Origin of the sequence: Winogradskyella wandonensis (assembly GCF_004346845.1) — a bacterium.
In the GTDB taxonomy this organism is placed as follows: domain Bacteria; phylum Bacteroidota; class Bacteroidia; order Flavobacteriales; family Flavobacteriaceae; genus Winogradskyella; species Winogradskyella wandonensis.
Genome location: NZ_SMGI01000001.1, coordinates 163,775 through 187,130, shown reverse-complemented (window position 1 = coordinate 187,130; position 23,356 = coordinate 163,775). Strand labels below are relative to the sequence as shown.

The 23,356-nt window shown below is 36.0% G+C and carries 16 protein-coding genes; 7 read left to right on the top strand and 9 right to left on the bottom strand.

Annotated elements, in window-relative coordinates; genetic code table 11:
- Nucleotides 1–60: 60 nt before the first annotated feature.
- The 3 genes from DFQ05_RS00885 to DFQ05_RS00875 all read right to left on the bottom strand — a co-directional run bounded on the left by DFQ05_RS00885 (nt 61) and on the right by DFQ05_RS00875 (nt 3,446).
- Nucleotides 61–1,137, bottom strand: coding sequence for an ABC transporter permease (locus DFQ05_RS00885; protein ID WP_132702629.1), 1,077 nt, complete (start codon nt 1,135–1,137; stop codon nt 61–63).
- Nucleotides 1,138–1,151: 14 nt separating this feature from the next.
- Complete coding sequence (locus DFQ05_RS00880) at nt 1,152–2,822, bottom strand: BT_3928 family protein (RefSeq protein ID WP_132702627.1); 1,671 nt, start codon at nt 2,820–2,822, stop codon at nt 1,152–1,154.
- 81 nt (nt 2,823–2,903) lie between these two features.
- Nucleotides 2,904–3,446 carry a DUF1599 domain-containing protein gene (locus DFQ05_RS00875; RefSeq protein ID WP_132702625.1) on the bottom strand — a complete coding sequence of 181 codons (543 nt, stop codon included), beginning with the start codon at nt 3,444–3,446 and terminating at the stop codon, nt 2,904–2,906.
- A gap of 94 nt (nt 3,447–3,540) precedes the next feature.
- Between DFQ05_RS00875 and folP the strand changes: the two genes are divergently transcribed.
- The 5 genes from folP to DFQ05_RS00850 are packed head-to-tail and all read left to right on the top strand — an operon-like array spanning nt 3,541 to nt 7,486.
- Nucleotides 3,541–4,368, top strand: coding sequence for a dihydropteroate synthase (gene folP / locus DFQ05_RS00870; protein ID WP_132702622.1), 828 nt, complete (start codon nt 3,541–3,543; stop codon nt 4,366–4,368).
- On the top strand, nt 4,369–5,028 hold the full coding sequence (locus DFQ05_RS00865) for a hypothetical protein (protein WP_132702620.1): 660 nt from the start codon (nt 4,369–4,371) through the stop codon (nt 5,026–5,028).
- A gap of 29 nt (nt 5,029–5,057) precedes the next feature.
- A complete protein-coding gene (gene cdaA / locus DFQ05_RS00860) occupies nt 5,058–5,840 on the top strand; it encodes a diadenylate cyclase CdaA (RefSeq protein WP_132702618.1) in 783 nt (260 codons plus the stop codon).
- Complete coding sequence (locus DFQ05_RS00855) at nt 5,840–6,637, top strand: DUF3667 domain-containing protein (protein ID WP_132702616.1); 798 nt, start codon at nt 5,840–5,842, stop codon at nt 6,635–6,637. Before cdaA ends, DFQ05_RS00855 begins: the two co-directional genes overlap by 1 nt.
- Nucleotides 6,638–6,652: 15 nt before the next feature.
- A complete protein-coding gene (locus DFQ05_RS00850; RefSeq protein ID WP_132702614.1) occupies nt 6,653–7,486 on the top strand; it encodes a DUF3667 domain-containing protein in 834 nt (277 codons plus the stop codon).
- Here the strand turns inward: DFQ05_RS00850 and DFQ05_RS00845 are convergent.
- Nucleotides 7,483–9,252: an ABC transporter ATP-binding protein gene (locus DFQ05_RS00845; RefSeq protein WP_132702612.1), complete on the bottom strand. Its 1,770-nt coding sequence runs from the start codon at nt 9,250–9,252 to the stop codon at nt 7,483–7,485. The genes DFQ05_RS00850 and DFQ05_RS00845 overlap by 4 nt on opposite strands.
- Nucleotides 9,253–9,280: 28 nt before the next feature.
- Nucleotides 9,281–10,027: a tRNA pseudouridine(38-40) synthase TruA gene (gene truA / locus DFQ05_RS00840; RefSeq protein ID WP_132702610.1), complete on the bottom strand. Its 747-nt coding sequence runs from the start codon at nt 10,025–10,027 to the stop codon at nt 9,281–9,283.
- Nucleotides 10,028–10,133: 106 nt separating this feature from the next.
- Here truA and DFQ05_RS00835 point away from each other — a divergent pair, with 106 nt between their 5' ends.
- Nucleotides 10,134–10,625 (top strand): metallophosphoesterase family protein, encoded by a 492-nt coding sequence (locus DFQ05_RS00835; RefSeq protein WP_132702608.1) that lies wholly within the window; start codon nt 10,134–10,136, stop codon nt 10,623–10,625.
- A 180-nt stretch (nt 10,626–10,805) separates the two neighbouring features.
- On the opposite strand, the gene DFQ05_RS00830 is transcribed toward DFQ05_RS00835, so the two are convergent.
- Entirely contained in the window at nt 10,806–11,216 is a 411-nt protein-coding gene (locus tag DFQ05_RS00830) for a DUF4293 domain-containing protein (RefSeq protein WP_132702606.1), read from the bottom strand.
- Nucleotides 11,217–11,426: 210 nt separating this feature from the next.
- Between DFQ05_RS00830 and rho the strand changes: the two genes are divergently transcribed.
- Nucleotides 11,427–13,070 carry a transcription termination factor Rho gene (gene rho, locus DFQ05_RS00825; protein WP_132702604.1) on the top strand — a complete coding sequence of 548 codons (1,644 nt, stop codon included), beginning with the start codon at nt 11,427–11,429 and terminating at the stop codon, nt 13,068–13,070.
- Between the two features lie 94 nt (nt 13,071–13,164).
- Here rho and DFQ05_RS00820 read toward each other — a convergent pair whose 3' ends face one another.
- The 3 genes from DFQ05_RS00820 to DFQ05_RS00810 form a co-directional block, all read right to left on the bottom strand.
- Nucleotides 13,165–18,369, bottom strand: coding sequence for a T9SS type B sorting domain-containing protein (locus DFQ05_RS00820; RefSeq protein WP_158281878.1), 5,205 nt, complete (start codon nt 18,367–18,369; stop codon nt 13,165–13,167).
- Nucleotides 18,370–18,384: 15 nt separating this feature from the next.
- Entirely contained in the window at nt 18,385–18,831 is a 447-nt protein-coding gene (locus tag DFQ05_RS00815; RefSeq protein ID WP_132702600.1) for a hypothetical protein, read from the bottom strand.
- A 186-nt stretch (nt 18,832–19,017) separates the two neighbouring features.
- Entirely contained in the window at nt 19,018–23,355 is a 4,338-nt protein-coding gene (locus DFQ05_RS00810; RefSeq protein ID WP_132702598.1) for a T9SS type B sorting domain-containing protein, read from the bottom strand.
- Nucleotide 23,356: the final 1 nt, after the last annotated feature.

The following is a 23,356-nucleotide window of genomic DNA, read 5'->3' as shown; positions in this document are numbered from 1 at the left end:
TTAATGATTTACAAAAATAGACGTTTAAACTTAAAATGGCTATGATAATAGTCAGATAATCTAGGATAGTTTAACACGTGGGTCTAAAATTGCATAAATGATATCCACTAAAATATTTATAAGAATGAAGAGCGTAGCAATAACCAAAACAGCACCCATAATAACTGGCAAATCTAGTGTGTTAAGTGCATTTACGATTTCTTTTCCTAATCCATTCCATCCAAAAATATATTCGACAAAAACGGCACCTGCCAACATTGACGCAAACCAACCCGATATTGCTGTGACCACTGGATTTAATGCGTTTTTTATGGCATGATTTTTTATAATCTGAAATTCGCTCAAACCTTTAGCTCTTGCAGTACGGATGTAATCTTGGCTCATAACCTCTAGCAATGAATTTCGCATTAATTGTATGATTACAGCCAACGGACGAATACCTAAAACAATAGCAGGTAAAATAAGGTTCTTCCACTTAATATTTACTGTTTCCCCAAAGTCATCAAGCTCGTAAAGACTTCCTGTCATTTCTAAATTGGTATAGTTGTGCAATACAAAACCAAACAACCAAGCAAATAAAATAGCACTAAAAAATGAAGGTACACTCATACCTAGGGTACTTAATATCTGAATAGCTTTATCTATCCAAGTGTCTTTTTTTAGTGCCGAGATGACACCAAAGATTAATCCCAAAATCATAGCTATAACAATTGCCGAAACCGCCAAAACAAAAGTATTTGGAAGTGTATCGCCTATAACTTCGCTTACTTTTTTTCCTTGTTTAGCAAATGAATTTCTGAGATAAGGCAATTTTATTACTGTGGATGTATTACCGATTGTAAATAGTTTTAAAGCTGAATATTTATCATTTTCTAAATAGGTGTAATCCTCTAAATTGGTGGAGTGAAACGATAATGGCGATAGGTCGTTTATGTAATATAGATATTGCGTTGTCAATGGCTTATCAAAACCATATTTCTTTTTTATAGCTTCGACCTGCTCTGCTGTTTGATTTTGACCTAACATCATTTTTGCAGGATCACCTGGTAGAACTGTAAATAATAAAAATATCACGGTGACTACTCCTATTAAAGTGAGTATGGCGTAGAAGATTTTATTTAGGAGATAGGTTAACAGGATTTATGTGGTTTTTAGTTTACCGGTATACCGAGTTTCTTTAAATCTTGATAAGTATAATTCTTAATTACAAAATCTTCACCGAAAAGCGATTTTGAATATGCCTCCACCGTTTCGCTAAAACCAGCCTCCTTTCTCCTCTTATTTACATTCTCAAAATCTTCGATAGGCCAGAAAAATGAAAGCTCTTGAGGAGTACCCATAAAATATGTCGCTCCTTGAGTGCCATACTTCTGCGGAAGCCCTTGCTCCGTTAAATATCTATCTTCCATCATAGCCACATTTGTCATAGAAAGTTCTCCTTTTTCTCCAGCCTCTTTTATAAGTGGAAAATACGTCTCAATTTTATTGGAATGCTGAATAACAAACCAAGCTACTCTACTTGTTTTGTCTCCAACTATTGACTTTCCTGGATATCCATGTTTTTTAAAGATAGATTCTACAAAAGCTGTATTAGAGCTATCGATTTCTAATTGTAGTTTCCAATTATCTGATGTCATATTTGCTCTATACTTTTGATCTAATACCATAATACTATCCAACTGTCTTTTTAAATCTAAATCTAAATTTGGAGTTGCATTTGGCAGACTTTCTAATTCAATATCCTCAATGTCATTCCAGTGGGCTTTATTAGTCACTGTACCTTTGTTAAGAACAACTATTCCCGGATTGGCGCGGACAATGGTTTTAACCACCTTTTCGTCACATAAATAAATATCAAAGTTTAGGTTGTATTTAGACTTTAGCTGTTGTTTTGCATCCTCACCAGATGCAGATAAGCCAATAACAGTATAGCCTTTTTTAATAGCCTCGTCTGTAAAACCCTTCAACTTTAAAAGCCCTTCTTCTTCAGCGTTGTAAACATTGTACATTGCCACAATTACAAGATTATCTTTTTCAAGGAAATACGTCGTTAAATCCTCCTCGCTGGACTCTATTGTAAAATCTTGAATTGCAGGCGTAAATCCAGGGTCAATCTCTTTGGTTTCTACACCGATATATTCGCCATCGACGTTCGGATAACTTCCGCTAGTGACGAATTCTTTTTCTTCACCATTAACCTTAAACGTCCACGTATATTCGATAATCGGCTTTGGTGCATCGTCTGGTATAGCCATTTCATCTTGAAGATTATTACCAATTTTATAAGCTCTAAAATCAATCGCTGGCAAATGCATAAGTACGTGATATGCAAACCAGAGTGATACAACAAAACTCAAAAGTGCAATAACTGTATTAGGTAAAGTTTTAAAAAGTGGTTTAATATAGTTCTGTCCAAAAAACAGAATAAGTATTAAGACGAGCAAAACAACATCTTTTGTAAAACTTTCCCAAGGTGTTAGTTTTAACGCATCACCGAAACATCCGCAGTCTTTTACCTTATCGAAATACGCCGAATAGAACGTTAAAAAGGTAAAAAAGACAATCATCCCTAACAGCATCCAAATCGTAAATTTCTTTTTATAACCTATTAATAAAAACACACCTAGGACAACTTCTAAAACCACTACAAATACCGAAATCCCGAGTGAATAAGGCTCTAAAAATGGGATGTTTAGCACATCAGAGCTGAAATACTCTTGAAGCTTGTACGAAAATCCTAGCGGGTCGTTAAGCTTTATAAATCCCGAAATGATAAATAAAACACCTACAAAAACTCTACTTATTTGAACGATATATTTCATAACAACAATGGTGGCTGAGGCTCTCGAAGCCACATAAAACATTAATACAGTCGCTTCGAGAGCCTCAGCGACCAAACTTATTTATTTTCCTTCTCCCAAATGAATCATTGCAAACACAGCATAATTAATCATATCCTGATAATTTGCATCAATACCTTCGCTAACCAAAGTCTTGCCCTGATTATCTTCAATCTGTTTTACTCGTAACAACTTTTGTAAAATTAAATCTGTAAGGCTACTCACACGCATATCGCGCCAAGCTTCACCATAGTCATGGTTTTTATCTAACATTAGCTGTTTTGTTACAGACACATGCTTATCGTATAACTTTAAAGCCTCATCAGTATTAATATCTGGTTGCTCTACCACGCCTCTCTCTAACTGAATCAACGCCATAACGCAATAATTAATAATACCTATAAACTCACTAACTTCACCTTCATCTACTTTTCTTACGTCATTTTGCTGTAAACCTCGGATTCGTTGTGCCTTAATAAAAATTTGGTCTGTTAATGATGGTAATCGTAATATGCGCCAAGCACTACCATAATCACTCATCTTATTTTTAAAAAGGTTGCGACATTTGGTTATAACAGCGTCGTATTGCTTTGAAGTATCTTGCATTCTATAACATTAAAATTATGCGTAAATTTCGCATAAATAAATCAGAAGTTCAAAGTTTTGGACTATGGTTTTTAAAAATTGAAAATTGCGCTATATGACTATAAACTGTAAGGGTCTACTAATTGATTTAGAACAGCCCAAAGTAATGGGTGTTTTAAACGTAACACCTGACTCTTTCTATGATGGCGGACGTTACAAAGATGAAAAAAGCATCCTTAAACAGGCAGAACGCATGCTTATAGAAGGTGCGAGTTTTATAGATGTCGGTGGTTATAGTTCTAGACCAGGTGCTGATTTTGTTACAGAGACCGAAGAAATACATCGTGTTATACCAATAATAGACTTAATTTTAAAGCATTTCCCCAAAACACTAATTTCAGTAGATACATTTAGAAGTAAAGTTGCAAAAGAAAGTATTGAAACTGGCGCTGCATTAATTAATGATATTTCCGCAGGAAAATTAGATAATCAAATGATTGAAACCGTTGGCATGCTTGGTGTTCCGTATATTATGATGCACATGCGCGGGACACCACAAACTATGCAGAAACAAACCAATTATGAAGATTTGATTAAAGATATTATAAGCTACTTTGGTAAACAAATCGCTCTAGCACATAAAGCAAAGATTAATGATGTTATTATTGACCCAGGTTTTGGATTTGCCAAAACGCTAGAGCAAAACTATAAACTACTGAACAACTTAGACCTCCTAAAAATCGCTGACAAACCCATTTTGGCAGGTGTTTCCCGTAAATCTATGATTTACAGAACCCTAAATACCTCGGCAAAAGAAGCTCTTAACGGCACTACTGCCTTAAATATGGTTGCATTAGAAAATGGCGCTTCAATTTTGCGGGTGCACGATGTTAAAGAAGCCATAGAATGCGTTACACTGTTTAATCAACTAAAATCTAACTAAATGCGGCGTTTACTTTTAGTCTTTATAATGGTTGTTACCAGTTGCAGTGAAAACAAAACTGTTTTACTTCCCGAAATCGAAAATGCAGAAATTACTAACGTTTTAGATGTCTCATCTGCTTATATTTTTTACGACGAGACCCAACAAGACTCTACCTTATTCAACCGAAAAAATATAATTAGTACAACCAATTGGCTTGTTAATGTAGATAAGCGATTAACCCTAAAACAAGTGCTTCCGCATCTGCAGTATCTACAAAACAAAAGGCGTAAAGCATCTATGCACAAAAACGAAAATGCAAAAAACTATTTTACATGTAATGATACGACTATTAAAAATTTAGGATTTTTGGAGTTTACGGATGTAAACTTTAACACAGAAAGTGACTCTCGATTTTCTAAAGATGAAAATCTTTGTTGGATAACTTTTGAAAGCCTGGACCGTATAACCACATCTTCTTCTTTAGATTTTAATCTTGAATTTTCGAAAAAAGCCTTTAAAAGTGCATTAGAAACACTTAACCAAGAGTGTAATGAATCATCCAAAATCGTATTATTTTTTAATACTAATATGAGTTTTCAAGATTACATAGAAATTAAAAGTGAAATAAAATCCTTTGAAACCATAATATCAAATGACGAGCTATTTTTTCCGTTGTAATTTGTTAAATTAGCCAAAAACCCACCAATTTGAGCGATATAAAACTTTGGGATTTTAGATTTATAGATTTTGTAGATGTCTTTTTAGTTGCCATTCTACTTTACTATATCTACAAATTAGTAAAAGGTACTGTTGCTATAAACATATTTATTGGTATCCTGATAATTTACCTTGTTTGGGTAGTTACCGACTACCTTAATATGCACTTGCTTTATAGAATTGTCGATGGATTTATGAAGGTAGGAATTATTGCCCTAATCGTAGTCTTTCAACCAGAAATACGTAAATTTTTACTCATGGTTGGCTCCACCAATCTCTCGGGTAAGCGACGAATTTTTAAAAATTTCAAGTTTTTAAATAGTGATACAGAAACCACGATTGATGTAGAAGCTATCGTAAATGCTTGTGTTAAGATGGGAACAACCAAAACAGGTGCTTTAATAGTTATAGAGCGCAACAACAATCTAGATTTTCTCACTAACACAGGAGACGAGATGAATATTACAGTCTCGCAACCAATAATAGAAAGTATCTTTTTTAAAAACAGCCCATTACATGATGGCGCCATAATCATAGATAACAATATTGTTAAAGCGACTCGTGTTATTTTACCTGTTAATAACGATTTGGCTATACCAAAACGCTTTGGACTACGGCACCGTGCTGCATTGGGCATTACCGAAAAAACCGATGCTTTAGCCTTAGTTGTAAGCGAAGAAACAGGAACCATCTCTTATGTAAAAAATGCAGAGTTTGTAATGTACGATACTAAGGAAGATTTAGTAGATAAGATAAAAAAAGACCTTATCTGATGCATTGCAAAAACTGCGAAATACCACTTTCTAAGAATCAGAACTATTGTTTTGAATGTGGAGCTAGAGTTATAAAAAATAGATTGACCATAAAGGCACTTTTTCAGCAAATTAATGCTGAATTCTTGTCTATGGATAACAAGCTTTTTAAAACGTTTATTCATCTCTTTACAAAACCTGAAGCTGTTATTGTTGGCTACATTAATGGTACACGAAAGAAATATATTAATGTTATTCAGTATTTTGCCATTGCCCTAACGTTTTTAGGGATACAAGTTTTTCTAATGGAGCATTGGGTTAATAATCCAGAGCTATACGAGTCCACTTTTTTTGATAATTTATCGAATTTACCTGGTCAAGAAAAAAATCCTTTTTTTAAAAAAATGGAATTCGAAGAGTTTAACAGCTTTCAAAGTCTATTTTATACTATTAGTATTCCTTTTTCGGCATTAGCAACATGGCTAACATACTGGTTGGCAGGCTTCAGGCGATACAACTTTACTGAGCATGTTGTACTAAATCTGTATTATGGTGCTCAAATAATAATCATTTCTGCTTTTTTCTATATTGCCTTTTTAGCGTTTGGTTATAATTACTTTACGCTTAATGCTATCATTTCAATACTCACTTTTTTCTACTTATTCTATGTTTTAAAGCGAGTTTTTAGCACATCGTTCTGGTTAACATTAGGACATTTTATTTTAATGTTTTTAGTGTTTTTCTTAATACTTGTTGCTGCAACCATTTTAGTCGGAGTGATTACTTTTATTATAATCCTCATAAAAAAAGGAGGATAAATAATAATCTAAACTATGGAATGTAAAAATTGCCAACAAGAATTAATAGATAATAGTGATTACTGCAACAAATGTGGTGGTAGAGTCATAAGAAATCGTCTAACTTTCAGGAATTTATTTGAGCACATCACTGAAACTTTTTTTAATGTTGACAATAAATTATTACGAACGTTTTTAAATCTATTTAAAAGACCAGAAGATGTTATCGCAGGCTACATCAATGGCGTTAGAAAAAAGTACGTTAATCCTATTAGCTACTTAGCACTTGCAATTTCTATCGGTGGATTGTATGTTATCATTCTTAATAAATACTTTCCAGATGCTTTGTCTAAAATGGGTAATCCAATGGGAGTTAAAGCTCAAGAAGAGGCTATAAAATCTGCTATGTCTTCTGTCCAGGAATATTACTCGATTATAATGGTGTTATTTATTCCAATTTATGCACTTATATCTCGCCTAGTCTTTGTTAATCGGAAAGAATTTAATCTTACAGAACATATTGTCATGGCCATGTATATTGTGGCACAATTTTCTTTACTAAGTTCGTTTTTAAATATTCTTATTTTAATTTTTAATATTCCTCCGCAGATTTTAGGTGCGGTAAGTGCACTATTTCAGATAGGATTTTTTGCTTATTGTTATAAACGTATTTATAAAATATCGTTTTGGGGAATTGTTTTAAGAACACTATTCTTCATTGCCATATTGGGTGCGACAACTATCTTATTTTCAATATTGTCTGTCATTATCGGAATAATTTTCCGAGACCACCCGATAATGAAATCTTTTATAGAGAGTCAAAAAGCTGTTTACGAAGCACAGAAAACTATTAGAGATAGTATTAATTAAACAGCTTCTGCCTTAAGAAACTGGACTTCGTAAAGATTACGATAATAACCGTCTTCTTTTTCTAGTAACGATTGATGATTACCAATTTCTACTATTTGCCCAGCATCCATAACAATAATTTTATCTGCTTGCTGAATGGTTGCTAATCGGTGAGCAATAATTATGGATGTGCGTCCTTCTGTAATTTTATCCGTGGCATCTTGTATCAATTGCTCGGAATACGAATCTACCGAAGAGGTAGCTTCGTCCAAAATTAAGATGCTAGGATTGGTCATATAAGCACGTAAAAACGAAATCAATTGACGCTGACCAGAAGACAACATTACACCGCGTTCTTTTACGTTATAATGATAGCCATTAGGTAAACTCGAAATAAAATCGTGCACACCAATAGCTTTTGCTGCTTCTATAACATCATGTTCGGATATGTTAGAATTACCTAAAGTAATGTTATTTAAAATGGTGTCTGCAAACAAAAATACGTCTTGTAACACCACGGCAATTTGCTCGCGGAGCGAATGCAAAGAAAACTTTTGAATATTAGTACCGTCTATTTCTATACTTCCAGAATCGATATCATAAAACCGGTTTAGCAAATTAATAATAGTAGATTTACCAGCACCTGTAGCACCTACAATGGCAATAGTTTCACCCGATTTAATATCAAGATTAATACCTTTTAATACTTCTTCATCTTCGACATAAGAGAAACGAACGTCTTTAAAGGTAATATGGCCTTCAAAATGTTTGGCTTCTAGACTTCCTGTATCATCTATTTGAGATTTTGTATCTAAGACTTTAAAAACACGGTCTGCAGCTACCATTCCCATTTGCAACGTATTAAACTTATTAGCAATTTGGTTCAATGGTCTAAACAACATAGGAATAAACATCGTAAACGATACCAAATCACCAACTGTTGTCCCAGGAATCTTACTAATAATATCGTAACCACCCACCAAAATAACCATGGCCATGGTTAATGAGGATAAAAATTCTGCAATAGGAAAAAATATAGAGTTATACCAGACGGTTTTTAACCATCCTTTTTTATGACGCTCGTTTATTTTAGTAAAATTTTTATATTCTGTTTTTTCTCGTGTAAAAAGCTGAAGAATTTTCATTCCGGTTACACGTTCTTGCACAAAAGAATTTAAGTTTGAAACTTCGGTACGCACGTCTTCAAAAGCGCGTTTCATATATTTTTGAAAAATCTTAGTCGCAAAAACAATTAATGGAAGCGTTACAAAGACAATTAAACTTATTTTTACATTTATGTAAAGCATCACACTCGCCACAACTGCCATTTTTAGTATATCACTAAAAATCATAAACAAACCTTGCCCAAAGATATCGGCAATACGCTCCATATCAGTTACTGCACGGGTGATTAAAACACCGACAGAAGATTTATCGTAATACGTCATTTTAAACTTGAGCATATGTCTAAATAACTTAACACGTATATCTTTTACAACAGACTGACCTAACCAGCTTGCGTAGTAAATAAACAAAAGCTGACACACTACCTCTAATAGCAGAAGACCAATCATTATAACTACATAGAATACAAAACCATCGAGCGCTCTTGGTTTTATACTTACGTCTATTGCTTCTTTTAGAACATACGGTCTTGCTGCACTAAAAACTGCAAGACCAATAACACAAATTAAAGAAATTACAAAAACCAAACGGTAGGGCTTTATGTAATTAAGCAAACGTTTAAATAAACCTAAATCAAATATTTTTTTTTGTTTGTCTGCCATGCTTGTACCGAACTTGCTTCGGTATCTTTTAAATTAAATTAATAGTTTTTGGATAAATCACTTCTGTCAAATATAAGCCTTTTGCAGGCACCGAGAATCCAGCTTCGCCTCTATCTTTAGATGCAATTATGCGATGCATATCATCAACCTCCATTTTGCCTAAGCCTATATTAACCAATGTACCAACTATAGCTCTTACCATATTTCGCAAAAAACGGTCGGCGCTAATGGTAAAAACTAATGTGTTATTTTTAAGTTTCCACTGAGCAAATTCAATTTTACAATTATAGGTTTTAACATCCGTATTGCTTTTAGAAAAACATTGAAAATCTTGATATTGCAATAAGATTTTAGCTGCCTCATTCATTTTATCTACATCTAAATCTTGATGTATGTAGTACGCGTAGTTATACTGAAAAACATCTTTTACCAATGTAATTTTATAGTTGTAACTCCGTCTTATCGCATGAAAGCGGGCATGTGCATCATCTTTAACTCGAAAAATATCGTGTATAGCAATATCATTTGGTAAAAATGAATTTAACTTATACATCAACGTTTTTGTATCGATAGACCTGTTATAATCAAAATGTGCAAACATTTGCGCGGCATGGACACCAGTGTCTGTACGACCCGCACCTGTAACGCTTATATCTAGGTTTAAAAGTTTTGAAATGGCATCTTCTAGGGTTTCCTGAACAGTTATGGCATTAGGCTGGATCTGCCATCCATGATAAGCGCTTCCATTATATGACAACTGTATAAAATATCTCAAAAAAATCTGATTTTTCGCTTTCAAAAGCTACAAAGATAGTAGATTTATATCCTAAATAAATCCTAAATAAACAACAAACAGACTTTCGCTGAAGCTGAAAATAAGTATGAAAAAAATTCTTTTACTCTCTGATACGCACAGTTATATAGATGAGGCTATACTAAAACACGTTGCGAAAGCCGACGAAGTTTGGCATGCTGGAGATATTGGAGATTTAAAAGTCACTGATGCCATAAAAGAATTAAAGCCTCTAAAAGCTGTTTACGGCAATATAGACGACGCAAAGGCAAGAGGCGAGTTTCTAGAACACAACCGTTTTATGTGCGAAGATGTAGATGTTTGGATAACGCATATTGGTGGATACCCACCAAATTATAACCTTCGCGTAAGAGAACAATTAAAAGTCAATCCTCCACGATTGTTTATTTGCGGACATTCGCACATTTTAAAAGTCATGCCAGACAAGAAACTTAATTTAATACATATGAATCCTGGTGCGGTTGGTAAACATGGATTTCATAAAGCAAGGACGATGTTGCGTTTTATTATCGACGGAAAAAAAATAGACAATCTTGAAGTTATTGAGTTTCCGAGATGATTTTAAACCTTGCTTTTAGTCACTTCGAGAACCTCAGTGACCAAAACTTATAGCATCGGTGGCTGAGGCACTCGAAGCCACCTATTTCTAATTAGTCATTGCTAGACCTCATGAACAATAAAAAGCCCGAAGCGTTCACTTCGGGCTTTTTCGCACTAATACTACTAAGATTTTAGGTGTTTATCGTAATCTATCTACAGATTTTACAAGATCTTCATCCTTTTTAATTGCCTTATTTGCTAAGACTAAAAACACGATAGAAAAAATAGGAAGAATCATCCCAATACCTTTCTCAGAAACCGTAGCTTCTCCAGATAAATTTAGAGATTGATACACGAACACTCCTAGTAAAATAAAGTTTAATATTATATTAAGTCGACCCAAAACAAATTGCGTCTGTCTATTTTTGTAACTAAATATTGATATCAAAGATAATAAAGCGGAGCCTAAAAACAAGCCCAAATACAGGTAGTTATCTTTTGCAAAGATAACTGACTGGTTTACATCTGTATATAAATCAAAAACAAATATAAGCCCACCAGAAATAGCTAAAGCAACTAGTAAATATAAGGTTTGTATTCGCTGAATCATTTATACTTATAAATTTTAAAGCACAAAATTAGTAGTTTATTTTTAATTGATATCTTTATTTTTAAATAAAAATTGTATTATTGCAATAGAAATGCTGTAACGAAAACTGTATTTCATTCTTCCGATTATATTTCTCATTTTCTTTTATTGTTTTCATAAGGAAATTTTAAATAATCAAACCAATAATTAAAATACTATACACATATATCAATGTTTGAAATTGCTCAGTTAAAAGCAAAAAAATTACCTGAACTTCAGGAAATTGCTAAACAACTAAAAGTACCAAAGTACCGCTCGTTAAAAAAATTAGATTTAGTTTATCAGATTCTAGACTATCAAGCTGCTAATCCTAACGCTGTAAAGGCAGTAACTAACGACGACAAGAGTACTTCTGGTGACGCATCGGATAAAAAACAACCTCAGCAGCGCCAAAAGCGAGCTCGCGTTGACAAACCTCAACAAAATAAAAGTGAACAGAAATCTATGGATTTTGATGCTGATAAAAAAGAGGTAAAAGCAGATACGTCTAAACAACAACATTCTAAAGATTCTAAGAACGACCAAAGTCAGTCTAAAAAACAAGACGATAATCGTCGTAATCAAAATCAGAATCAAAATCAGAATCAAAGAAACGACAATAAGCGGACAAAAGACAATAGCCACAAAAACAACAATCAAAATCAAAAAAATAATGGCAATAAGGATAACAGAAACCGTTACCGTGAGCCAGATTTTGAATTCGATGCTATTATAGAAAGTGAAGGTGTCTTAGACATTATGCAGGATGGCTATGGATTTTTAAGATCATCTGATTATAATTATTTAACCTCGCCAGATGATATCTATGTATCGCAATCTCAAATACGTTTGTTCGGTTTAAAAACTGGCGATACCGTTTTAGGCCATGTGCGTCCTCCAAAAGAAGGCGAAAAGTATTTTCCTTTAATTAAGGTTAGTAAGATAAACGGCCAGAGTCCTCAAGTTGTAAGAGACCGCGTTGCTTTCGAGCATTTAACACCACTTTTTCCGAAAGAAAAATTTAATATCGCCGAAAAACAGAGCACCATTTCTACACGAATCATGGATTTGTTTTCGCCAATTGGAAAGGGCCAACGTGGCATGATTGTATCTCAACCAAAGACTGGTAAAACTATGTTACTAAAGGATGTTGCCAATGCTATTGCAGCAAACCATCCCGAAGTTTATCAAATGATTTTATTAATTGACGAACGTCCAGAGGAAGTTACAGATATGCAGCGTAACGTTCGTGGCGAAGTTATAGCATCTACTTTTGACAAGGAAGCCCATGAGCACGTTAAAATTGCCAATATCGTTTTAGAAAAAGCAAAAAGACTCGTAGAATGTGGCCATGATGTAGTTATTCTTTTAGATTCTATAACACGTTTGGCTCGCGCCTACAATACAGTACAACCGGCTTCTGGTAAAATTCTATCTGGTGGTGTTGATGCCAATGCATTACACAAACCAAAACGTTTCTTCGGAGCTGCAAGAAATATAGAAAATGGTGGCTCCTTAACTATTATAGCTACTGCTTTAACGGAAACTGGCTCTAAAATGGATGAAGTTATCTTTGAAGAATTTAAAGGTACTGGTAATATGGAATTACAATTAGATCGTAAGATTGCCAATCGCCGTATTTTCCCTGCAATTGATTTAACCTCGTCGAGTACACGTCGTGATGATTTATTGTTAGATGATAATACGATTCAGCGTATGTGGGTTATGCGAAAATATCTTGCCGACATGAATCCTGTTGAAGCTATGGAATTTATTAATGATAGATTTAAACAAACCAGAAACAATGAAGAGTTTTTAATCTCTATGAATGGTTAATTTTATAATACTAAAGCTATCAGAATATAGAAAATAGACCAAAAACAAAGCCTCGCAAAATTGCGAGGCTTTGTTTTTAAGATAATTAATTTGTTTAGCGCTTAAGTGCAAAATGGGCGCTAAAGGATTTTGTTTCTCCTGTAGTTGGTTCTGTGTATTGTAGCGTAAACCAATAGTCCGTACCTGGCATATTCTTGCCATTGTATGTTCCATCCCAACCCACGCTTGTTGGACTTAATTGTTTAAGGAGTTTGCCATATCGGTCGTGGATATAAATCACTGCTGTCGGTTGAGTGTTTATCCCTTTTATAGTCCATGTATCGTTATTGCCATCGCCATTTGGTGTAAAGAATTTTGGGTAATCAATCACTGTGACGTCTCTTGACACTATACCACAACCATTGACGTCTCTAACATAAACCGTGTGCTCGCCTCCTGTGACATCTTCGAATTCATTTTCTAATTGCCAAGGACCATTATCTAGACTATACTCATACGTACTATTACCAGTAGCAGTGGCAATAATCATGTTATTTCCTGTAAAGGCTTGCGAGGTTACCTCTACATCAAATGTATCTGGCAATCCACTTTCAATAACTTCGGCAGAATCGAAATTTTGACACATCGTAACCAAAGATGTAGAAATATCAGTAACTGTTACGTCATATATTCCGCCTTGTATTGGTATTAAGCTTGGTCCTGTTTCTGTTGAAAGAACAGTGCCATCTAAGCGCCACTCAAACGTGTAATCTGTTGCAGATAATCCTGTATCTAAAATTGGCGGTACTGGCACAACAGCTTCGTTATTACTGGTGAAACATAGGATATATTCGTCATCCAAATCAAAAATGGGAAGTAAATTTACTTGAAGCGTGACTTCTGAAATATCATAACATTCGTCCGGCCTAATGTTGTTACTTACTCTTGCATAAATTATTTGTTGTGGAGTATCGAAATTTTCATAAAGCAGAGGCAAAGGATTTTCATTATTTATAGCATCATCTTCCGTGGCATGAAATGTCAACGTAAACTCATCTGGGTCTTGCGTTCCTAAGACTGCATTCACTAAATCTGGATTCTCTAAATCGAATTGAGTAGAGCCATCATTCTCGTTTGTTTCATCACAAAGCTCATAAAAATAATCTTCAGCCTCAGCACTTTCTTGTACTTCAATATTAAACGTTAATGTACTTATAGAGCAACCTGTTGTGTTGTTAGTAATTGCAACATAAATTGGCTGTGGATTCATCGTATTTTCGTAAGGACTCGCTAGAGCATCTACCAAATTATCAGCATCTGCCTGAGAATCGTGGTAAGTAACCGTAAATTGCGTTGAATCCTGACCATTAAGAATTTCTTCCGTTTTGCTTTCCAAGTCAAACTCAAAAAGAAAGTCCGTGCCATTTTCACATTCAAAGAAATCTTCAACTACAACATTAGCATCTGGTAATGGATTAGCATTAAACGATACTATGTTGCTGTTTGGACAAACATCAGAAACTGAGTATTCGATGGTATATGTTTCGCCAGGTGTACCATTAGTAACATCTCCTGTATTGGCATCAATAATTGCACCATCGGATGGAGGAATGCTGAATGCGAAGGTTCCTCCTGGTACTCCAGTTATGGTTACAGTACCACCATCACAGGTGGGCGTTACTGTAAAACTTGCATCATCTTCTGTAATTACAGTAAGATTTTGCACTGCTGTTTGTGGGCAGGTTCCTGCAGTCGTGTATTCAACAGTATATGTCGAACCGGAAGTGCCATCAGTGACTTCTCCAGTAGATGCGTTAATTACAGCACCATCTGTCGGTATTGGATTAAAAGCAAAAGTTCCGCCGGAATCTCCTGTTATGGTTGCTGTACCACCATCACACGTCGGTGTCATAGTGAAACTTGGATTATCGGCTGTTAGTACTGTGACATCTTGAGTAGATGTATCTGGACATGCGCCTGCAGTCGTGTATTCTATTGTGTAGGTTGTAGCCGATGTACCGTTTGTTACTTCTCCAGTAGATGTGTTAATTGTTGCTCCATCAGTTGGCACAGGATTAAAGGCAAATACACCTCCTGCATCACCCGTAATGGTAACAATTCCACCGTCGCAAGTTGGTGTTATCGTAAAACTGGCGTCATCTAAGGTTAATACTGTTAGATTTTCTATACTTGTTGTAGGGCACGTACCAGATGTCGTATATTCGATGGTGTAAGTAGTTCCAAACGCACCACCAGTCACCTCGCCTGTAGCTGCATCAATCATTGCGCCATCTGTAGGCATTGGATTAAAAGCAAAAGTTCCGCCAGCTAATCCTGTTATTGTGGCCATACCACCATCGCAAGTCGGTGTTATTGTAAAGCTAGAATCATCCGCAGCAATTGCGGTTAGGCTTTGTGTAGAACTCTGCGGACAGATTCCTGAAGTCGTATATTCTATGGTATATGTAGCTCCAGAAGTTCCGTTAGTAACTTGACCTGTAGCCGTATCAATTACAGCACCATCTGTTGGCATTGGATTAAAAGCAAATGTACCACCCATATCGCCTGTAACAGTTGCAGTACCTCCATCACAAGTTGGTGTTACTGTAAAACTTGGATTATCCGCGGTGAGTACCGTAACATCTTGGGTTGATGATTGTGGACAAGTTCCCGCCGTTGTATATTCTACAGTATAGGTAGTTGCTGAAGTTCCGTTTGTAACTTCTCCAGTTGCCGTATCAATAATGGCACCATCTGTTGGCACTGGATTAAACGTAAACGTTCCACCAGCATCACCTGTAATGGTTGCTGTGCCGCCATCACATGTGGCAGCCATTGTAAAACTCGAATTATCTGCTGCAAGAACTGTAACATCTTGAGTAGATGTCTCTGGACAAGTCCCTGAAGTTGTATATTCTACGGTATATGTTGTTCCTGATGTTCCGTTAGTGACTTCTCCAGTAGACGCATCGATTACTGCTCCATCTGTTGGTAGTGGATTAAAAGCAAATGTACCTCCGGCATCGCCTGTTATATTGGCTGTACCGCCATCGCAAGTCGGCGTCATCGTAAAACTCGCATCATCCTGTGTTGCGACTGTTAAACTCTGATTGCTTGTGGTAGGACAGGTTCCAGCCGTAGTATATTCAATGGTGTAGGTAACACCAGACAAGCCTCCTGTGACTTCACCCGTAGATGTATCGATTACTGCACCATCGGTTGGCATAGGGTTGAAAGCAAATGTTCCGCCTACATCTCCAGTAATTGTTGTTGTACCACCATCGCAAGTTGGTGTAACTGTAAAACTAGAATCATCAGCGGTAATTACCGTAACATTTTGAGTTGAACTTAATGTACATGTCCCAGAAGTCGTATATTCTACGGTATAGGTAGTTCCAGAGATTCCATTGGTAACTTCTCCAGTAACAGAATTAATAACTGCTCCATCTGTTGGCACAGGATTAAACGCAAAAACACCACCTGTATCACCAGTTATGGTCACAGTTCCTCCATCGCATGTTGGTGCTATTGTAAAACTTGGGTCTACATCAGACACAAGAGTCGTAAGATTTTGTGTACTTGTTTGTGGACAAGTTCCTGCTGTTGTATACTCCACGGTATAGGTAACGGCAGATCCTCCACCAGTAACTTCTCCAGTAGTAGGATTAATTACAGCGCCATCCGTAGGCACTGGGTTTAGTGCAAAAGTACCGCCTGTATCACCAGTTATGTTTGCGGTACCACCTCCACAAGCTGGCGTAACTGTAAAACTTGGGTCATCTAAGTCAACAACATCTATACATACTTCTTCTGTATATTCACATCCAAAATCATTTACAACCCTGTAAGTATAACAATGCTGGCCTAAAGTAGCAGGCTCAACTGTTATAGTATTACCGGTTGTATTAGTAATAGATGGGTCTGCATCCCAAGACTCCGATATAATTACTGGTGTAAAAGAAGTATCTCCTGCTATTAAAGAACTATCGAAATCTAAAGACCAAGAAAACAAAGTACCATCATCTGCAGCCCATGAATCTATAATTGTAAATGACCATTCACCATTTATTGGTGAACCAATTAAATTATCAAAAGAAGAAGAAGCTAAGGCTGAATAATCTCCCTCTGGAACGGTGTTATTTGTTAGAGGTGCATCATCTATTTCAACAGTAGCTGATGGCGTAAAACAATAGTTCCATCCAACTCCTGGATTGCCATTATCAGCTTGATCCGGAACACCCAAATAGGAACCTGGATCATCACCATCACCATATTGGGAAAAATAAACTGTAGAACCATTAGGCGCAGTTACAAAAATATCTAAGTCTCCAAGGAAAGAATGCTCCATTACCATACAAATACTCTCAATTTGAGCGACATCCGTGATTACCAAAGATTCATCATAGCAATCTACTGTTATCGTCGAAGTGTATGATTCTGGATCACCTGTGGTTTGTGTATCTTCTAACCAAGTTTGATCTAAAATTTGAGGTGTACAATCAACACTGTAGGTTAATGGTGATACCATACCAGTAATCTCTGTCGATTCACCTATACATATCTGTGAGTTTAATGCCTCAGTTCCAGTAAAATCAGGCTCGCCAGAGACAAAAACGGTTTGAGATGCTAAGTTTGTACTGGAGCAACCTTGTGGGTCGGTATCAGTTACTGTTAAATTTACAATATACACACCTCCATCTGTAAAACTGTGCGTAACAGACTGACCTAAAGCTGTATTACCATCTGCAAAATCCCATTGATAAGTAGCTCCAGTACCATCGTTAGAAAAAACAGCACTACCATTAAAAGTAATAGGCTCATTGGTACATATCCTTACAACTTCGTCCGCATCTTCTGCGGGAACAGTGCTGTCTACTTGAGCCGTAATGTCTTGGCAAGGTGTATTACAAGAGATATTTGCAGACCATCCTGTAGAATTTCCATTAGAGTTACTTATAAACACAAAAGTTAGGCATCCAGTAGAATTTGTATCTGTAGCCTGAACTATGCCTGGGCTATTATTTCCTGAAAAATCTCCTAAAGGTGGTGAAGTATCATTATCTCCGTTGAATATAGATAAAATATCTACTCCATTTTGAGTTGTGAAATTTGTAAATTCCACTTGTACTAAGTCACCTGGTGTATCTGGGCATATTGTAAAGGTCAGATTTTCATTACTTGAATAATTTGTTGTAGCTCCACCAGAATCAAAAAAAGTACCTGAACATTGATTCACGGTTACTCCGTCTTGCATAATTGCATCCTGAGCGGAAAGAAGAACAAAATTGAAAAGAAATAAAAGTGTAATAATATTTTTCATATTCATGTCCTTTGATTAAAATTGAGATTTAATAAAAATATGATAGTTTGTACCATCAACTCTATATCCAGCACCACCTCGAGCATAAAACTTGAATTGATACTTTAAAGGATTAAAATCCTCTGGGTTAAAAATTTTATCTCTTTTTAAATTAGAAACAAAACCTGTCTGTAAGGGTACTTTTGAGAGTTTTGGATATGCTTTTTTTGGGTCGTCTATCATCATTTCCTTAATCACAACCCTATTTCTAAGAATATGCTTAATTGCTTTAAGTCTATGAGGATTACTGTAAACAAATTTATTAGCATGCTGTCCATAAACCTCATCAATAAAGGCACGTTCTTTGGCAGTTAAAGGCTGACTTAAATTATCGCCATATTTGGCAAGAGGTAAGGCTCTTTGGGTTTGGGAGAAAGCGTTTATTGCAAAAAACAATAAACAGAAAAGGGTAAATCGTCGCATTCTGTATCTTCTGAAAATTAAGGAATGGAATTTAATAAAATTTTAACAAAGACTGAGTTAAAATCCTTTCTATATCGATGTAACGAAACTTTCGCATGATTAACTAGCACAACCCTAAAAATATTAACCTTTTTATCAACTAAAAAAGCCTTTGAAGAAATTCAAAGGCTTACGTTTCGATTCCTTTTACCGTTTTAAAGCAAAATGGGCACTAAAGGATTTTGTTTCTCCTGTAGTTGGTTCTGTGTATTGTAGCGTAAACCAATAGTCCGTACCTGGCATATTCTTGCCATTGTATGTTCCATCCCAACCCACGCTTGTTGGACTTAATTGTTTAAGGAGTTTGCCATATCGGTCGTGGATATAAATCACTGCTGTCGGTTGAGTGTTTATCCCTTTTATAGTCCATGTATCGTTATTGCCATCGCCATTTGGTGTAAAGAATTTTGGGTAATCAATCACTGTGACGTCTCTTGACACTATACCACAACCATTGACGTCTCTAACATAAACCGTGTGCTCGCCTCCTGTGACATCTTCGAATTCATTTTCTAATTGCCAAGGACCATTATCCAGACTGAATTCATAAGTACTGTTACCTGTTGCAGTAGCAATAATCATATTATTACCTGTAAAAGCTTGTGAAGTGACCTCAACATCAAAAGTATCTGGAAGTCCACTTTCAATAACCAATGCAGAATCGAAATTTTGACACATCGTAACCAAAGATGTAGAAATATCAGTAACTGTTACGTCATATATTCCGCCTTGTATTGGTGTTAAACTTGGTCCTGTTTCTGTTGGAAGAACAGTGCCATCTAAGCGCCACTCAAACGTGTAATCTGTTGCAGATAACCCTGTATCTAAAATTGGCGGTACTGGCACAATGGCTTCATCATTACTTGTGAAGCATAAGATATATTCGTCATCCAAATCAAAAATTGGAAGTAAATTTACTTGAAGCGTGACTTCTGAAATATCATAACATTCGTCCGGCCTAATGTTGTTACTTACTCTTGCATAAATTATTTGTTGTGGAGTATCGAAATTTTCATAAAGCAGAGGCAAAGGATTTTCATTATTTATAGCATCATCTTCCGTGGCATGAAATGTCAACGTAAACTCATCTGGGTCTTGCGTTCCTATGACTGCATTGACTATATCTGGACTCTCTAAATCGAATTGTGTTGAGCCATCATTTTCGTTTGTTTCGTCACAAAGTTCATAGAAATAATCTCCAGCTTCAGCACCTTCGTTAATTTCAATATTAAACGTAATGGTACTTATGGAACATCCTGTTGTGTTATTCGTAATCGCTACATAAATAGTTTGAGGGCTACTTGTATTTGTAAATGGACTTGTTAATGGATTTGATAAGTTATCAGCATCTAACTGCGACTCATGATAAGTCACCGTATATTGCATTGGGTCTTGCCCATTCAGAATTTCATCTGTTTTACTTTCTAAATCGAAATCAAAAAAGAAATCGGTATTGTTTTCGCACTCAAAATAATCGGTGACTACTGCACTATCGTCTGGTAGGGGATTAACGAGCAAATCTAACTCGACAATAGCAAAACAATTATCCGTATTTGTTATTCTTACGAAAATAGTTTCAGCTGGGTTTGTATTCGTATAAGCCATCGGCGTAGGTATGGCATTATTAGCCGCAACAGCATCATTATAAGTTAAATGATACGTTGCAGAAACGTTAGTTTCACCATTAAAAATAAATGCTTCGCGCTGGGTTAAATCGATAGTTTCTACCAAATCACCTACGGTGACATCATCACAAACAATAATTGGGTCTGGATTTAGATTTGGCATTGGATTGATTGTTTCTAACATAAACTCACCAATACCTAAACATGAATTATCTACATCGCTATCTATACGGTATGTAATCGTTTGATTAAAAGGTGATGCCGTGTTAATGTGATTAGAAATATCTGGAATAGCGTTAGTTTCTGCCAAAGCATCTGCGGTAGTTTCGTAATAGGTCACGGTAATAGCTTGCCCTACTGGAAATAATCCCACAATTTGAGGCGTAGCACTACTAAAATCGAAAACAGTAATCCCATCTGTAATATTATCATCAACTCTTGTATCATCGCATTCTTGATACGTTGGAATGGTAAATCCAGGAGGAATAGAGGTTGTAGATACAAACAAATCTAATTGCGAAACGCGATGACAACCGTCGGCATTTTCAGTGCGCACAAATAAGACATCCGGATTTGATGATGGGTCTGTATTTGGATATGCCAAAGTATTAGGTATAGGATTTGCCCCTGTATCGGCATCTGCGGCGGTCAAATGATACGTGAATGTTTGTTGGGTTGGGTTTGCCGAAATTAAAACCTCTGCCTCGGTTAAATTAAAATCCGAAATCCCATCGGTATCCGTATCACATTGTAATAAACTTACGGCATTTACTACAACTGGTAGCGCATTGACTTCTAAATCTACTTGTATCGTTTCATAACAATCTGTATTATTGTTATTCTCTACACGGGCAATAATTTGCCTATCGTCTGTATATAAATTAGTGATTGCACCAGCATTGTTATCAGCATCAGATTGGTTTAAATGGTACGTTACTGTAAATAGCGCTGGGTCTTGACCGTTTAACACAAAACTATCTATATCAGATGGAGTTAAAGGAAAATCTACAAATCCATTGGTATCATCACCGTCTGCATTATCATCGCATAGTCTGTATGTGTAAGTTGAAGGTATTGGCTGCTCGAAAACATTAATGACAAACTGTGAAGTTGCCGAACATAATGGATTATCCACATTTTCAATCCTAGCAAAAATTGATTCTTGTTGGTATGCCACCTGATTTGTGTATGGACTTGTTAACGGCATTGCACCTGTATCTGCGTTACCTTGAGAATTGTGAAACGTGATATTGTATTGTGTCATTGTTTGCGTACCCAAAACAAAAGATTGTAGCGCATCTAAATCAAAATCCCAGAAGCCATCGTTATCGTCATCACAAATTAATTGAGGTGGTACGACGCCTGCTGTTGGCAGGTCAAATACATCGATTATAAAATCTGTTGTGGCATAACATCCTGTATTGGCATTATTCTCAATTCTTACAGTAATAGTTTCGGCTGTGTAAGCGTTTTGATTTGTATAAGTATTAGGTAAAGCATTGGCGTTGGCATCTGCATCCGCTGGACTTGGATGAAATGTCACCGTATAATCAGTAGCTGCTTGAGTACCTAAAACTGTAGCTCTTAGAGCATCTAAGTCAAAATCCCAAAATCCATCATTATTATCATCGCAAATTAATTGGTCATTTACTGCATTAGCTATTGGTGTATTAAAAACATTAATTGTAAAACTTCCTGTACTTGCACAATCTGTATTTAGCGTATTTTCTAATCTGATGAAAATAGTTTCAGCCGTGTAAGGTGCAGCGTTGGGGTACAATCCTGTTATAGGATTCATATCCATCTGCGCATCAGTTAAAGTATTATGATAACTCACCTCTACATCGGTCTGTGCGCCAATTATTGTAGCGTTTAGAGTTGTAAAATCGAAGCTAAAAATACCATCATTATTATCGTCGCAAATTAACTGTGGCGGCACAGGATTAACAGTTGGTAAAGCTGTAACTGTGATTTCAATAACGTCGGTATCAGAGCCACCAAGATTATCAGTTATAGTCACCTGGTATTCTCCTGCATTAGAAACTGAAATAGAAGACAATCCATCTGTACCAGGAATTGGAGCAAAACCACTTCCGTCATTAAATTCCCATGTATAATCCACAAAAGTAGGGTCACTGTTAGGATTTGCGTCTAAAGGAATTGATGACATATCGCAAATGTTCTGGTCCGGACCTAATATTCCGTTAACGTCTATAATACTACAATCTGTAGAGCCACTTCCAGGAGTTCCAAAATTTGTTTGTACTATTTCTATTGCTCCATCAACTCCTGGAGCAAATGGACCGTTGCCGTAATTAGCAATCAACAGTAAGTAGAATTCTCCAGACTGCGCGCCATTAATAGTTAACGTTTCTGTTGGTTGAGGAGACCAACTACAATCAATTATATTAGAATTATCTAAATCATTAGGATAAAATGTGGGATTAACAGTATTATCAGGACATCCAGGACAATTAATATTCACACTATTGCAATTCCCTGTATCCGAAGCAAAAGGTCCCCAAGCTATAAAATCTACATCAATACCTGTTCCTGGTCCGTCATTATTAATTCCGTCGTTGTTAATATCCTGCCATTGATTAATCGTAAAAGCTAAATCTCCTGTCTGGTCAACCTGCAAAAAAAACCATGATGGTCTAGGAGCATCTCCCAAACAGCCCACCTGCATATTAATATTGGTAGTATTATCAATATTGTTCTCAAAAACATAGGTTCCAGAATTATCCGAGCAAATTGGAGCAGCTTGATCACAAGTTACACCGCCAGGAACACTGAACTGCCCAAAAGACAAATATGAAAAACTTAAAAACAGCAGTAAGAATATATTTTTATTTGGCATG